General features: G+C 65.8%; 14 protein-coding genes. 2 read left to right on the forward strand and 12 right to left on the reverse strand.

Features of this window, described 5'->3' with window-relative positions; genetic code table 11:
* Positions 1 to 209: 209 nt before the first annotated feature.
* Together pnuC and ACDH77_RS16630 are read left to right on the forward strand one after the other, a co-directional pair.
* A complete protein-coding gene (pnuC, locus tag ACDH77_RS16625) occupies positions 210 to 785 on the forward strand; it encodes a nicotinamide riboside transporter PnuC (RefSeq protein WP_008573740.1) in 576 nt (191 codons plus the stop codon).
* Between the two features lie 105 nt (positions 786 to 890).
* Complete coding sequence (locus ACDH77_RS16630; RefSeq protein ID WP_008573738.1) at positions 891 to 1619, forward strand: UTRA domain-containing protein; 729 nt, start codon at positions 891 to 893, stop codon at positions 1617 to 1619.
* Positions 1620 to 2032: 413 nt separating this feature from the next.
* Here ACDH77_RS16630 and ACDH77_RS16635 read toward each other — a convergent pair whose 3' ends face one another.
* From ACDH77_RS16635 to gspE, 12 genes are all read right to left on the reverse strand, one after another.
* Positions 2033 to 2872, reverse strand: coding sequence for a glycosyltransferase family 2 protein (locus ACDH77_RS16635; RefSeq protein ID WP_372173036.1), 840 nt, complete (start codon positions 2870 to 2872; stop codon positions 2033 to 2035).
* Entirely contained in the window at positions 2869 to 5172 is a 2304-nt protein-coding gene (gspD, locus tag ACDH77_RS16640; RefSeq protein ID WP_031424343.1) for a type II secretion system secretin GspD, read from the reverse strand. The genes ACDH77_RS16635 and gspD overlap by 4 nt, the downstream gene beginning before the upstream one ends.
* A 5-nt stretch (positions 5173 to 5177) precedes the next feature.
* Positions 5178 to 5966 carry a type II secretion system protein XpsN gene (gene xpsN / locus ACDH77_RS16645; RefSeq protein WP_218488666.1) on the reverse strand — a complete coding sequence of 263 codons (789 nt, stop codon included), beginning with the start codon at positions 5964 to 5966 and terminating at the stop codon, positions 5178 to 5180.
* Positions 5956 to 6609: a type II secretion system protein GspM gene (gene gspM / locus ACDH77_RS16650; RefSeq protein ID WP_005913511.1), complete on the reverse strand. Its 654-nt coding sequence runs from the start codon at positions 6607 to 6609 to the stop codon at positions 5956 to 5958. Before gspM ends, xpsN begins: the two co-directional genes overlap by 11 nt.
* A complete protein-coding gene (locus tag ACDH77_RS16655) occupies positions 6593 to 7714 on the reverse strand; it encodes a PilN domain-containing protein (protein WP_031424345.1) in 1122 nt (373 codons plus the stop codon). Before ACDH77_RS16655 ends, gspM begins: the two co-directional genes overlap by 17 nt.
* Entirely contained in the window at positions 7711 to 8562 is an 852-nt protein-coding gene (locus ACDH77_RS16660; RefSeq protein ID WP_005913507.1) for a general secretion pathway protein GspK, read from the reverse strand. Before ACDH77_RS16660 ends, ACDH77_RS16655 begins: the two co-directional genes overlap by 4 nt.
* Positions 8559 to 9194, reverse strand: a complete 636-nt coding sequence (locus ACDH77_RS16665; RefSeq protein WP_005920740.1) for a type II secretion system protein J — start codon at positions 9192 to 9194, stop codon at positions 8559 to 8561. Before ACDH77_RS16665 ends, ACDH77_RS16660 begins: the two co-directional genes overlap by 4 nt.
* Entirely contained in the window at positions 9191 to 9607 is a 417-nt protein-coding gene (gene xpsI, locus ACDH77_RS16670) for a type II secretion system protein XpsI (protein WP_008576216.1), read from the reverse strand. Before xpsI ends, ACDH77_RS16665 begins: the two co-directional genes overlap by 4 nt.
* Positions 9604 to 10113 carry a type II secretion system protein XpsH gene (gene xpsH / locus ACDH77_RS16675; RefSeq protein WP_031424347.1) on the reverse strand — a complete coding sequence of 170 codons (510 nt, stop codon included), beginning with the start codon at positions 10111 to 10113 and terminating at the stop codon, positions 9604 to 9606. The genes xpsI and xpsH overlap by 4 nt, the downstream gene beginning before the upstream one ends.
* 9 nt (positions 10114 to 10122) lie before the next feature.
* Complete coding sequence (gene gspG, locus ACDH77_RS16680; RefSeq protein WP_003490502.1) at positions 10123 to 10554, reverse strand: type II secretion system major pseudopilin GspG; 432 nt, start codon at positions 10552 to 10554, stop codon at positions 10123 to 10125.
* Between the two features lie 270 nt (positions 10555 to 10824).
* Positions 10825 to 12042, reverse strand: coding sequence for a type II secretion system protein XpsF (gene xpsF, locus ACDH77_RS16685; RefSeq protein WP_003490504.1), 1218 nt, complete (start codon positions 12040 to 12042; stop codon positions 10825 to 10827).
* Between the two features lie 175 nt (positions 12043 to 12217).
* Positions 12218 to 13945 (reverse strand): type II secretion system ATPase GspE, encoded by a 1728-nt coding sequence (gspE, locus tag ACDH77_RS16690; RefSeq protein ID WP_338338779.1) that lies wholly within the window; start codon positions 13943 to 13945, stop codon positions 12218 to 12220.
* Positions 13946 to 14001: the final 56 nt, after the last annotated feature.

The raw sequence follows: 14001 nt of genomic DNA on the forward strand, positions 1-14001 counted from the left end.
ACACATTGCGCGCCCTGCCGTGCATGCACAGGAATGAGGGGGAATGCGCTGTCGGGCAGCGTCGACAGCCGGTCACCGGCGCTGCCAGCTCGCCTGCGGATTGTGCTCGTGGACGACGAGGTGCCGTGTTCCAAGGCTGAACTGTATGCACCGTCGTCCCAACGCCTCCTACGCCGCAACACGTTGACCTATCACGCACCAGGTACCGCATGTCGCTGCTCGAATCCATCGCTGTCGTGATCAACCTGCTGGGCGTGTGGCTCACCGCGCGGCGCATTCGCTGGTGCTGGCCGGTGGGCATCGTGGCGGTGGCGTTGTATGCGTGGCTGTTCTACCAGTGGAAGCTGTACTCGGACATGCTGCTGCAAGGGGTCTACGTGCTGACCCAGCTCTACGGATGGTGGCACTGGCAACCCGGCAACGCTGCAGACACGCGGATACGCCCGCTGCCGATGCCGTCCGCCGAACGCTGGCTTTCGCTGGGCATCGGCGCGGCGTTCGCTGCGGCGCTCGGCGCCTATATGCATTACCGCACCGATGCGGTGCTGCCGTGGCTGGACGCGGCGCTGGCCAGTTTCAGCCTGGTGGCCAGCGTATGGGCAGCACGCAAGCGCATCGCCAACTGGGTATTGTGGATCGTGCTCGACTGCGTCTACGTCGGCGTCTTCATCAGCAAGGGGCTGTACCCTACTGCCCTGCTCTACGCAGGCTTCGTGGCGCTTGCGGTGTACGGCTGGCATAGCTGGAAAACCCAACAGAAACAGAACCTGGCCGTCGCACGCTAAGCCGGTCGCGGTTTGTGCGCGCGTTCTTCTTTACCATCGCAACATGCACGCCTGCCACCTCATTGCCTTGCTCACGCCCTGCGTCTTCCGCCTGCGGTTCGCCGCATGAGCGTGTCGCGCCAACACACCATCACCGAAGCGATCTCCGCACAAATCTCAGCCGGCGAATGGGGACCGGATCAGCGCCTGCCGGTGGAACGCGCGTTGGCCGAGCGATTTTCCTGCACCCGCATCACGCTGCGCGAAGCGCTGCAGCAGCTTGAAGCCGAAGGCCGCATCTATCGCGAAAACCGCCGCGGCTGGTTCGTCAGCGCGCCGCGCGTGCGCTACGACCCCACCAGCATCGCCGGCTTCATGCAGTACGTGGCGGCGCAAGGACGCAAGCCGCGCACTGAATTATTGAGCGCCACCCGGCAGGTCGCGGGCGCGGCGTACGCCGCGGCGTTGCGACTGGACAGCCCGTACGACGAGGTGTTCGTCCTGCAACGTCGGCGCTGGATCGACCGCCGCGCAGTGCTGCTGGAAACCAATGTGGTGCTTGCGGACTGGGCGCCGGGCCTGCTCGAACACGATCTGGCAGGGTCGCTGTCCAGCGTGTTCAACCAGCGGCTGGGACTGTTCCTGAGCCGCGCGCAGCTGTCGATGCATCCGGCCGGATTGGACGCGACACAGGCGATGCTGCTGCAGTCCACGCCCGGCACGCCGTGTTTTCGGCTGCAGCGGATCAGCTTTGCCGAAGACGGCCGCGCGGTGGAACTGGATATCGAATCCTGGCGCCACGACGCATTGGATGTGGTGGTGCGGACCGAGGCGCCGACGCGGTCTGCTTTTTAGGGGTGGGAATCGGGAATCGGGAATCGGGAATCGTTGAAGAGCGTGCCGCATTATTGCGTTCGTGGTGTGTGCGGCTTTGCTGCCACCTCGGTGTCATCAACAGCAGATTCGAAGCTGCTTGATAGGACGGATGACGTTTTCGGCCAGAACGCATCGGTGACGTGCCGGCGGCATCGACGGGGCACGGCTGCTGATTGAGCGGTGGTTCCGCCTTTCGCTTGATGCAGGTGTAACGACATCGATCCGGTCATGCGACAAGTGCGATCGCGAGAGCAGCGAGGCTGCAGCGGAGTGGAACCTGCAGTTGCCATGTGCGCATGATCGGATGACGAACGTCGTCGTGCCTGCGTGATCCATGTAGATTGCGGACGATCACCGTGCCTGGCGGTGGGCAGGTCGTTCCGGCGGCGACGCTAGGCGTCGAACAACGCGCGTTGCAGATCCGGTGGCGGGAGGTGCGCCAGGAGTTGCGTCAGCTGGTCGCGCTGCGCGCGCAACGGGTCGTGCATGAGGAAATTGGCCAGGCGCGCATGCCAGGCCGGCCAGCGGGTAGCCAGCGCGTCCATGTCGCCTTCGGCCGGGCGGCCCTCGTGCGGGGAGGCAACGAAGGCGGTGTCGCACAGCACGTTACGCCAGCCCAGCCCACCCATGCGCAGGCTCAGATCCACCAGCGCCGCGTACCAGGAGCCGTAACTGCTGGCGTCCAGGCCACCGGCCTTGCGCCGCGCCGTTCCACGCAACAGCACCGCATGCCCGATCGCCGACGGCAGTTCCGGGTGCAGCGGCGGCATCGCGGCACAGGCAGCCGCAAGCCGCTCGGGTGAATCCGGCATCGGGTTGAGTTCGCCCAGCCGCGGCCAGCTGCAGGCCTCGCCCACATTGCTCCATGGCGTGGCGGTGGCGATCGCGGCGTCGCGTGCAAAACACGCGGTCAGCTGCCGCAACCACCCCGGCAACGGGCAAGCATCCAACCCCAGCACCACCACGTCGGCATCGCCGCAGGCGCTGAGCATTTCGTCCAGATGCGCCACCTCGCCCAGCATGCGCTGGCGACGGGTGTAATGCGCCTGCAATGGCGTGCGTGCCAGCCAATGTTCGATCACTGCGCGCCCGCGCGGGCCGGCCTGCGCATCATCGGCCAGCCACACGCGTGTTCCTGCAGGCGTGGCCGCATCCAATGCGCCCAGACACGCATCCAGCGCCTCGTCGTCGGTGCCCACCGGCACCAGCACGACCGGCAGCGCTGCACTCATTGCGGCTTCTGGTTGGGTTTCAGAGGTTCCATGGCCTTGAATTTCTGGCCATATTCGTCGGTGAGATTGCGCGCTTCCTGCGGGTTGCGCACGATCGACGGGGTGATCAGCACGATGACTTCGCGGCGGTTGCTGGTCTTGCCCTTGGTTCCGAACAGCGCACCCACTACCGGCAACTTGCTCAGGAAAGGCACACCGTCGCTTGTATCGGACGTGGTGTCGTCGATCAAACCGGCCAGCATGATGGTATCGCCACTTTGCACCGCCGCCTCGGTCTTGACACGGCGCGTATTGATGTCGACGTTACAGGCAGCGGCGTTGATGGTGGCGGTTGCCGATGTGCACGCCGCCGGCCGATCGCCCGGGCTGCTGACTTCCTGCACGATATCCAGGAACACCATGCCGTCCTTGGTCACGCGCGGACGCACCTTCAAGATGACGCCGGTGTCGATGTACTGCACAGACGAATAGCTGGTGTCGGTGCCGATGCCGGTATTGATGGACGTTGAGTTGATCGCGATACGCGAACCGACATTCAACGTTGCTTCGGCGTTGTTGCGGACGAACACCGAAGGGGTCTGCAACAACCGTACATTGGTGACCTTGTCCAAGGCGGTGATGATGGCGGCGGCATTCTTGCCGAGGAAGCTCCAGGCAAGGCCCTCGGTGCCGGTCACCTTGCCGGCGATATCACCCCAGATGTTGCGCCCTGCGGCACTGGGCAACCCCGCGCCGCCGAAACCGTAGGTGGTCGAATCGGAGGCAGCATTCACCGCATTTTCGAAATACCAATTGACGCCGTAACTCAGCGCGCCCGTCAAGTTCACCTCGGCTACCTGCGCTTCGATATGCACTTGCATCGGCATCACGTCGAGCTTCTCGATGACGTCGCGGATCGAGCTCCATGCCTGCGGCGTGGAGCGCACCAGCAAGGTATTGGTCTCGGCCACCGCCGAGACACCCACCTTGTCGCCGGCCACTTCCAGCGTCACTGCGCCGTTGCCATTGCTGCGCGGCGACAGCTGCAGGCTGCCGTTACCCAAACCACCACTGCTGCTACCGCTGGTGCCGAAACCGCTGCCCGACGAACTGCCATCGCTGCTGTCGCCGATGCTGCCGCCGGTCATGCCGGAGCTGCTGCCCAGGCTGCTGTCGCGGTTGCCGAGCGTGCCACCGAGCACGCTGGTTTCCGACCCCGGCGCCAGCGACGCATTGGAATCGCCACCGTTGCTGCGGCCACCGAACACTTCCGAAAGCCGATCGGCCAGGTCCTTGGCCTTGATGTACTTCAGCTCGTAGGAGAACAGCCGCACGCCGCCACCGGCACTGTCGATACGGTCCAGCCATTGCTGGATCTGATCCAGATAACGCGGCTGCGGGGTGATCACCAGCACCGCGTTGGCGTTTTCCAGCGGCATGAAACGGAACATGCCGGCGCTGGGGGTCTTGCTCTGCTCGCCGAACACCTTTTCCAGATCCGCGCTGACCTTTTCGGCCTTGCCGGACTGGATCGGAAACACGCCCACCGACATGCCCGACAACCAGTCCACGTCGAAGATCTGCACGGTGCGCAGGTAGTTTTCCAGCTCCGCGCGAGTGCCGCCCAGGGTGATCACATTGCGCGCCGGGTCGGTGCCGACGATGGCATTCGGGCGCGCGTACGGCTCCAGCACCTTTTTCATTTCGCTGGCGGAAATGAACTTCAGCGGCACCACGCGCACCTCGAAACCGCGTGCGGCAGAGGGCGATGCGGTGCTGGGCGCCACGGTGCCGGCCAACGCCTGGTCGGCCGGCACGATGTTGTAGCGGCCACCGCTGAATACCATGCGGGCGTTGTTCCAGCCCAGCACCATCTCCAGCAGGTTCAGCGCCTGCGCGGGCGACACCGGATTGGGCGTGGCCAAGGTCACGGTGCCCTGCACGCCGGGCGCGATGACGTAGTTCTGGCCGAGCATGTCGCCCAGGATCGCCTTGACCACCGCCTGCACCGATTCGCCTTCGAAATTGAAGGTGGCACTGCCGCTGCTGGCCATGCCCAGCGTGGGCGCCGGCGCGGACGCGGCGCCCTGGTTGATCATGGTGCCGCTGCCGCGCCGGATCACCGGACTGGGCTTGGCACTGGCGTTGGCGTTGCCATCGGCAGCCTGCTCGGCGGCGGTCTGGGTGGCGCCGGCAGCACCGACTTGCGGATCCAGGCGCGCGTTGCGGCGCACGTCCGGCGGCGGAGTGGTGGCGCAACCGGCCAGCAGGCCAATCAGCAGGGACACGGGAAACAGGCGCGGCGTCATGCGTTCACTCATTGGGTCTAACCGGGGGTAGAGCCGCTCTGGCGCTGCTGTTGCAGCTGGCGGCGTCGGGCTTCGATGCGTTCGCGGATGGCACGCATCTGATCGTCGGAGGGGCGTGGGGCTTCCTGCGCGCCATCGCTGCGCTGCGGCGGCACGGTTGGCGGTGTCTGCCCGCCTGGCTGCTGCTGTTGCACCGGCGCGACCGGTTGCGGTTGCGGCGGCTGCGGCGGGGCAAGTGCGGCAGCGTCGGGGGACGGTACCGGCGGGGTGGCAGTGGCGGCACCCCGTGCGGCGGCATTGGCGGTGGGCGGCTGCCCGCCCTGGCCGTTGAACACATGCAATTCCAGGGTTTGCGTGCCGCTGGGGCCTTCGATGGTTGCGCTACGCGGCTGCAGGGCGAGCAGGCGCCAGCCTTTCACCGCTTCGCCGCCCAGCTGCACGCGCACCGAATCCTGCGGGTCCAGGGTCAACGTCGCCATCTTGAAGTTGTCCGTCAGCAGCACGCCGGTCAGGCGTACTGTCGAAGCGGCGCTGCTGCCATCGTTGCCGGACAGGAAGAACGGATGCGGCAGGCGGTCTTCGGCAAACGCCGGGTGCGCGGCGATTTCCGAATATTTCTCGAATGCGCCCAGGCGCTCCGGCGCCGGTGCCGGCAACGTGGGCAGACGCTGCACCAGCGCCGGGTCGTCGGGCAGCAGCTCGACGCGCTTGCCCAGGCCGGCGACGGCCAGCACGCACACCAGCAGCGCCCAACCGACCACGGTGGCCAGCAGCCAGGTGCGCAGGCCGATCATGTCAAGGCGCATTGCTGGCCTCCGCGGCGTTGGGGGCAGCAGGTGCGGCCTCGTTGTTCAGCGGTGCGGCGCTGGCGCCCGGGCGCAGATAGCCGGCCAGCTCGAAGGCGATATCCAGGCCGTTGCCGCTTTCGTTGGGCGAAAGCTGGTAGCGCTGCGCCATCACGTTGAGGTTGTCCACGAACAAGCGCGGCGTGCCGTTTTCCAGGCTGTACAGCACCGAGGCCAGTTCCGGCGTGCCGCAGCGCAGACGCACCTGCACCGCCACGCGGGTGAAGCGGTTCTTGCTCTCCGGCTGCAACGGCGAGCGGTTGCTGATGGCACAGCTGCGGTTGCCAGGGCTGGCCTCCACCACCGCGCGTTCCAGCCGCTGCACCAGCCCGGCGGAGGCGAGTTCGGCCGAGGTTTCCGGCAGGAAGCCCGGGCGGCTTTCCAGCGTCTGCCGCGCCTGCTGCAGCCGCTTGCTGACTTCCGGCGCCTGCTGCAATTGCACGCGCACGCGCAGCTCGCGTTCGCGCAGCGCCTGCAGGTCGTCCTGCACCGCGATCATCGGTTGGGTGAACCATGGGTGCACCAGCACCAGGTAGGCCACGCCGATCACCAGCAACAGCAGGCCCAAAGCGATCCAGCGATCGCGCTTAACGCTGCGTGGCATCGGCCGCCTCCTTCGCATCGGGGCCGGCAAGCTCGGCGGTGATGGTGAAACGGTCGACATTCCGGCCGGCATCGCTCTGCAGCACGCCGGTCAACGACGGCGTACGCCACAACGGCGAGCCTTCCAGACGACGCACCAGCGAAGAGGCTTCGTTGCTCAATCCGATCAACTGCAGTTGCCCGCCTTCGACCGAAAATTTTTCTAGATACGTGCCACCGGGCAGGCGCCGGCTCAGTTCGTCCCAGATTTCGACCGAGGTCGGGCGGGTGGCGCGTTGCTGCTGGAAGAACCGCGCGCCTTCGACCAGGTCCATCAATTGCTGCCGTTCGGCAGCGACCTTGCGCGCGCGCGCGGCGTTGGCCTGCACCTTGGCGCGCAGATCGTCGGCGGCCTGGCGGCGGTTGTCGAGCAGCAGCCAGCCGGCAACGGCCAGCAGCACCAGCGCAGAGGCGGCCAGCAACAGATTCCAGCGCTGCATCGGGTCGCTGCGGCGCAGGCGTCGCGTCGGCGGCAGCAGGTTCACGCCCAACGGCAGGCCATTGGCGTCGGTCACATCGATGCCCGACAGCGCGCTGTTCCATGCGTCCGGCACACCGGCCGGGCCATCGACCATGCGTCGCGGCACCACCACCAGTTCGGCATCGAGCTGGCCGTCTTCGCGCACATCGAGCACGCGCGCATCGAAATACACCTGGTCGGCAGTGAACGGGGTTTGTCGATCGATCTCGAAACGCGCCACGTCCTGCAGGCGCGCCGCTGCCGCTGCGGGCAGGCGCAATGGCCGGCGCAAGGCGTGCGCGGCCGGCAACAGCCAATGCCGCGGCAGGCCTTCAAGCGCTGTCGGCAGCAAGCCATTGACTTCCTGCGGATGCACCGGCCACGGCAGGCTGGCGACGGTGTCGCAGCTGTGATCGCGCTGGCGCAGCAACTGCAGCGTGTCGCCATCCTGTTGCAACAACAGGCGTGCCTGCGACAGACCCAACTGCCATTGCCACCGCTGCGGCAGCCAGGCCAGCAGCGATTGTTGCCACCAACGCCAGAAGCCTCCGGCTCCCGGCATGGCGCGTACGCCGATACGACCCAAGGTATCCCGCCATGCGGTCATTGCACTGCTGCTCCCTCTTCCCAACGCAACACGGTATAGGCCGACCCTGGTAATGCGGACGCGCTGGTCGACACCACCGCCCGCAACACGGCCTCGCGTCCCTGACTCAGTCGCGCCCGGCTCTCGATACTATAAGTGTCAGACCCACCGACCGTCGCCTCGCTGCCCGGCAAACCCAGCGGCGCGTCACGCTGGGCCAGCAGTTGCTGCGCGTCCAGCCCCATCGCGGTGAGCACCGGGGCGGGCGCAAAACGCGCTTCAGGCCGCGAACGACCGCTGTACAGCGTGACGTTGGGCAACAGCTTGCGATACAACTCGCCGTCGATGCCCAACACCAGGCGCAGTTCGCCCAGGGTTTCGAATGGACTGTCTTTTGCGCCATACGGCAGCCCGGCATCGGCGTAATCGCGATCTTCCGCGCCACCGCCGGGCTGGCTCAACGAATCGCCATCGCGCCAATCGACGATGGCACCGGCGATGCGCCCGGCACTGGCCTGCTCGCCGCCCACCGCGCGCACCAGACCGGCGAGCAAGGTGGGCTCGGCCATGTTCAGATCCACCTTGCCGCTTTCATCGGTGATACGAATCTCCACGCTGGCATCGTCCATCTGCCAGCGATAACGTCGGCCGTCCGGGCGCCAGCGTGCCTGGGTGTCGGCATCTTGCAAGCGAAACAATGCGTATTCCAGGCCAGAACGTGCGTACTCCTGCGCCTGCGCACCGTTGCGCAGCATGCTGCCCTGCAGCGCTTCCACCCGTGCGGTGAGCGCGAACGCACCGATCATCGCGGTAAGCAATGCGATCAACCACAACACCAGCACCAGCGCGGCACCGCGCGAACGACTCATTGCCCTGCCCCCGGGTTGCTGGATTGCGGCAACGCCACCACCATCGGCGGCCATGCGGCATCGTCGCTGCGGATGTCGATGCGCACCATCAGCGGCAGGCGGTCGTGCCATTCCCACTGCGGCAGCCACGCGCTCAGGCGCCCGGTTTGCGGATCCATGCCGCGATACCGAAAACTCACCTGTTGCACGCCTTGGGCAAGGGTCTCCGGCGGCAGCGGGCTGCTTTCTTCGATCGACTTGCCGGACTGCAGCATGGTCAAGGCAATCAGCAGGTTGCGCCGATCGCCATCGCCGGCGACCGACAGGTCGTGCAGATACGGCCCGCCGCGGCCCAGGTAATCGGGCACGTCTGCGGCAAAGCGCAGGCGTTGCGGCTCGCCGATGAACAGGATCGGCTGCTGGCTTTGCGTATCGATGCCCATGGCGATCGGCAATGCGGCGGCCAGGCGCCGCCGCAGGAATTCTTCCACCGCACGTACGCGCTCGCTGCGCTGTGCGATCGCTTCGCCGCGCTGACTCACCGCACTGGCCGAGCGCAAGGTGGCAAACGCCAACGCCAACCCACCGACCAGCAACATCGTGGCCAGCAGCACTTCGATCAAGGTGAAGCCTGCGCTGCGCGAACGGCTCATGGCGGGCTGCCCTGCGTGTTGGCCGCCACCAGCCGCAACGTGCGCCATTGCAGCATCTGATTGGGCTGCTCGCCCCAGCGCACCACCAAGGTCAGTTGCAGCAGCCGGTGCGCGCCGGGCGACATCGGCGCCTGCGGGTTGCGCCGTGGCTCGTCGTACGGGCGCACGTCCATCGACCAGCGAAAGTGGCCGTTTTCGAACGTGCCTTGCTGCTGCTCGGGCTGCAGCGGCTTGTCGATGCCCTGCACGGCCAGCAGCGACTGCGCGTGCAAGGTGGCGCGCGTGCTTTCATCGGCCGCGCGCACCTGGCGTGCGGCGCCGGACAACGACCCCAGCAACAGGGTCAATGCCAACGCCAGCAGCGCAAAGGCAACGATCACTTCGATCAGGGTGTAACCGCGCTGACGCTTCATGGCGCCGGCGTCCGCAAGGGGCCCGAACGCACCTCACCGGTGATCCATCCCACGTCGACACGCCATCGGGCGTCCTTGACCTGCAGATCGATGCGCCCGCCGGTGGACGCGCCATCCGGAAAGAACTGGATCGCGCCCTGATCCTGCCGCGATTGCACCTGGCGCGCGCCGGTGAAGCGCACTTCCAGCGACGGCGGCAGATCGCCGTGATGGCCGCCGGGTGCTTCCCAGCGCCGCTGCTGCGGGTCGATCAGAAACCGCTGCGGTGTGCCGGTGGCAATCGCCTGGGTGCGCGTGTAGCGCAGCTGCGAGGCGATGGCCTTGCCGGCAGTGCGCAGGCGCATGCCGTCGATGCCGCCGTTCAATGCTGCGGCAGCAAGCACGCCGGCTATTGCGATCAACGCGATCACCAGCAGCATCTCCAGCAACGAGGTGCCACGCGCGCGTGCCCGACCAGGGCCGACCACTCCATGCCGATGACGCAACGGCTGACACGCAACGCGCATGGCGAGCGCTTATTGGTACTTGATGTCCGCGTCGTAACTGCTGCCACCGGGCTTGCCGTCCTTGCCCAGGCTGATCAGATCGAACGGCTGACCGTCGCCGGGCGCCCGGTATTCGATGGCGTGGCCCCATGGGTCGTTGAGTTCGGCCGGCTTGGCATACGGGCCCAGCCAACCGCTGCTGTCGCCGGGCTGGGTGACCAGGTCATCGAGTTTGCTCGGCAACTTGCCGGTGTCGAGCTGGAAATTCTCGATCTTGCCGGCCAGCGTCTGGATCTGCGACTTGGCAAGATTGGCCTTGCCGCGATCGGCACCGCCCAGCACGCGGCTGCCGACCAGCGTGAGCACCGCACCGATCAGCACGATGACGATGATGATTTCCAGCAAGCTCATACCGGCCTGGCCTGCGCGCGACGGACTGCGGGTGATGGAACGCTTGATCATGAACGATTTCCTTGCACGTCGATGAAGGATGCTGCCGCCAACACATGACACGGCGGGCATTGCAAAGGTTCCCGCATGGGTGTCGTGCGGTCACCGGAACGTTGTGGTGAATACGCTGCCCGGTCAAGCGCGTGGCTGACAGGGCATTGCGCGCGCTTGGCCCTTGGACGCGGCACACGCGCGGGATGTGCAGTGTACGAGCGCGCCATGCCGATTCCGAGCAGCGGCTGTGCCCAAGTGAAGACTGCACCGTTGCGCAGAGCTCCGCTCTCAGCCGATTGCATTGGTGAGGTCATACAGCGGGACCAGGACCGAAATGATGACAAGACCCACCACCGAGGCCAGTACCAGCGTGATGAACGGCACCAGCGCGGCCAGTGCGCGGTCGATGGCCTGCGCGGTTTCCAGTTCGAAGGTGTCGGCGGTCTTGAGCAGCATCGTGTCCAGTGCGCCGGACTCTTCGCCCACCTGGATCATCTGCAGCGCCAGCCGCGGAAAGCGCTTGCCGCGTGCCAGCGACATCGACAGGCCATGGCCATTCTTGACGTCGTCGGCCGCATTGGCAACATCCTCCACCAACGCCAGATTGGACATGACGTTGCGCGCGATGCCGATCGCCGCCAGCAATGGCACGCCATTGCGCAGCAAGGTGCCCAGGGTGCGCGTCAGGCGTGCGGTTTCCAGCCGGGCAATCAGGCTGCCGACCACCTTCTGGCGCAGCAGCCATTGGTCCAGCGATGCACGGAACGCGGCATTGCGACGCTTGCGATCCAGCCACAGCCCCAGCACGCCCGGCACGACGATCAGCACGATCCACCAGTCGCGCACCAGCAGGCCCACGCTCAACACCGCCTGGGTAAACCATGGCAGTGCCACATCCAGGCTTTCGTACATCTGCGCAAATTGCGGCACCACGTAACCGAGCAGGAACAGCAACGCACAGCCCACCACCGCCAGCAGGATGGCCGGGTAGATCAGCGCGTTGATCACCTTGCCCCTGAGCGCACGGCTGCGCTCCAGATAATCGGCCAGCCGCTGCAGCGTGTCCTGCATGCTGCCGCCAGCTTCGCCGGCGCGCACCATGTTGATGTACAGCTTGGAAAACAGCCCGTGCTGGCGCTCGAGTGCGGACGACAACGGCGCACCGCCGCGCACGGTATCGCGCACATCGCCGATCACCCGCCGGCTTTTTTCGTCTTCGGGCAGATCCATCAGAATCGACAGCGCACGGTCCAGCGGTTGCCCCGCGCCGATCAACGTGGCCAGTTGCTGGGTGAATTGCACCAGCGCCGCATTGTCGAACGGCTTCTTGCGCAGCAGCATGCGCAGCGACGGCGAATCGTTTTCGCCGGTGGCCAGGCGCGTTTCCACCGGCAGATGGCCCTGTTCCTGCAGACGCAACGCCACCTCGGCATCGCTGGCCGCTTCCATCTGGCCGTCGAGCATTTCGCCGTGGGCGTCCAGGGCCTTGTAACGGTAGAGGGGCATCAGGCTGGGAGGCCGGGATTGTGGAATTGGGATTGGGGAATCGGGAAAAGCACGTCGCTGCGTATTGGCGACATCGCGCACGCATCGCTGTGCACGCACAGCAGAGCCGGCGGGTGGCTGTGCTGGCGGTTCGTTGGTCCGGTGCCTGCCAGGCGTGTTTCTGCCGCCTTACCGATCACGCATCCTCCGTGACGCGCAGGACTTCTTCGATGGTGGTTTCGCCGCGCAGGGCCTTGGACAGCCCATCTTCGTACATGGTGCGCATGCCGGCCTGGCGGGCGAGTTGTTCGATTTCGCCCATGCCGGCACGGCGCATCACCGCACGGCGCAATTCGTCGTTCATCACAAGGAATTCGACGATGGTGGTGCGGCCCAGATAACCGGTGGGCGCGGTGGCCGAGGGTCGCGGGCGATACAGGAAGATCTCGCCCTCCGGTTGCAGGCGACGCAGGTCGAACCTGGCGATTTCTTCCGGCGAGGCGGCGTAGCGCTCGGCGTTGGCCAGGTCGAGTTTGCGCACCAGGCGCTGCGCCAGGATGCCGTTGATGGTGGAGGTGAGCAGATAATCCTCCACGCCCATGTCGAGCAGACGGGTGATGCCGCCGGCCGCGTTGTTGGTATGCAGCGTGGACAGCACCAGGTGGCCGGTGAGCGCGGACTGGATCGCGATGCGTGCGGTTTCCAGGTCGCGCATTTCGCCGATCATGATGATGTCCGGATCCTGACGCACGATGCTGCGCAATGCGTTGGCGAAATCCAGCCCGATCTGCGGCTTGGCCTGGATCTGGTTGATGCCTTCGATCTGGTATTCCACCGGGTCTTCGACAGTGATGATTTTCACATCCGAGGTGTTGAGCTGGCTCAGCGCGGTGTACAGCGTGGTGGTCTTGCCCGAGCCGGTGGGGCCGGTGACCAGCATGATGCCGTGCGGTTGCTCCAGCACCTTGCGGAACTGCGGCAAGAAGTCTTCGGTAAAGCCCAGCTTGTAGAAGTCGAACACCACCGTTTCGCGATCCAGCAGGCGCATCACCACGCTTTCGCCATGCGCAGTTGGCACGGTACTGACGCGCAGGTCCAGCTCCTTGCCCTGCACGCGCAGCATGATGCGGCCGTCCTGCGGCAGGCGGCGCTCGGCGATGTTGAGCTTGGCCATGATCTTGATGCGGCTGATGACTGCAGCAGTGAGCTTGGCCGGTGGGCTTTCACCTTCCACCAGCACGCCGTCCACGCGGTAACGCACCTTGAGCCGGCTTTCGAACGGTTCGATATGGATGTCGGAGGCACGCAGTTCCACCGCGTGCTGGATCACCAGGTTCACCAGCCGGATCACCGGCGCTTCGGAGGCCAGATCGCGCAGCGCTTCGATGTCGTCGCTGCTGTTGGCATCGCCATCGGCGGTTTCCACGATGGTGCCCATCGCACTGCGGCCCTGGCCGTACCAGCGCTCGATCAGGTCATCGATTTCCGAACGCAGGCCCACCTGCAACAGCAACGTGCAGCCGGTGGCAAGACGCACCGCATCAATGGCGTAATCGTCGTAAGGATCGGCGATCCACAGTTCCAGCCGGCCATCGCGTTCGCCGACCGGGCACAGATGAAATTGCTTGAGAAAGCGCAGCGACAACCCCTGCACTTCCGGCAGCATTTCCGGCGGCGTGTCGCCGAGCTGGCGTGCGTCCACCAACGGCAAGCCAAGCACGTCAGCGCAGGTTTCTGCATGATCGCGTTCGGACACCAGACCCAAACGGCCGAGCAAGGCGAGCAGGCCCATGCCGGATTCGGCCTGCAATTGGCGCGCGCGCAGCAGATCGGTGTCTTTCAGACGACGGCGTTCAAGCAGCGCATCGACGATGCGCTGCTCCGCACTTCGATGCTCGATTGGATCGACGGCAACCGCGTTCACACTCGTCTCCACTGGTCCGGCGCCGACTGTAGCAGTTTGCCGCGACGATCAACCGC

Origin of the sequence: Xanthomonas axonopodis pv. maculifoliigardeniae (assembly GCF_041519315.1) — a bacterium.
In the GTDB taxonomy this organism is placed as follows: domain Bacteria; phylum Pseudomonadota; class Gammaproteobacteria; order Xanthomonadales; family Xanthomonadaceae; genus Xanthomonas; species Xanthomonas euvesicatoria.

Coding starts and splice junctions, on each gene's coding strand:
- xpsN (WP_218488666.1), bottom strand. CDS start 5,966: ATGCGCCTTGACATGATCGGCCTGCGCACCTGGCTGCTGGCCACCGTG.
- ACDH77_RS16655 (WP_031424345.1), bottom strand. CDS start 7,714: ATGACCGCATGGCGGGATACCTTGGGTCGTATCGGCGTACGCGCCATG.
- xpsF (WP_003490504.1), bottom strand. CDS start 12,042: ATGCCCCTCTACCGTTACAAGGCCCTGGACGCCCACGGCGAAATGCTC.
- gspD (WP_031424343.1), bottom strand. CDS start 5,172: ATGAGTGAACGCATGACGCCGCGCCTGTTTCCCGTGTCCCTGCTGATT.
- gspM (WP_005913511.1), bottom strand. CDS start 6,609: ATGCCACGCAGCGTTAAGCGCGATCGCTGGATCGCTTTGGGCCTGCTG.
- ACDH77_RS16660 (WP_005913507.1), bottom strand. CDS start 8,562: ATGAGTCGTTCGCGCGGTGCCGCGCTGGTGCTGGTGTTGTGGTTGATC.
- ACDH77_RS16635 (WP_372173036.1), bottom strand. CDS start 2,872: ATGAGTGCAGCGCTGCCGGTCGTGCTGGTGCCGGTGGGCACCGACGAC.
- xpsH (WP_031424347.1), bottom strand. CDS start 10,113: ATGCGCGTTGCGTGTCAGCCGTTGCGTCATCGGCATGGAGTGGTCGGC.
- pnuC (WP_008573740.1), top strand. CDS start 210: ATGTCGCTGCTCGAATCCATCGCTGTCGTGATCAACCTGCTGGGCGTG.
- ACDH77_RS16630 (WP_008573738.1), top strand. CDS start 891: ATGAGCGTGTCGCGCCAACACACCATCACCGAAGCGATCTCCGCACAA.
- gspG (WP_003490502.1), bottom strand. CDS start 10,554: ATGATCAAGCGTTCCATCACCCGCAGTCCGTCGCGCGCAGGCCAGGCC.
- ACDH77_RS16665 (WP_005920740.1), bottom strand. CDS start 9,194: ATGAGCCGTTCGCGCAGCGCAGGCTTCACCTTGATCGAAGTGCTGCTG.
- xpsI (WP_008576216.1), bottom strand. CDS start 9,607: ATGAAGCGTCAGCGCGGTTACACCCTGATCGAAGTGATCGTTGCCTTT.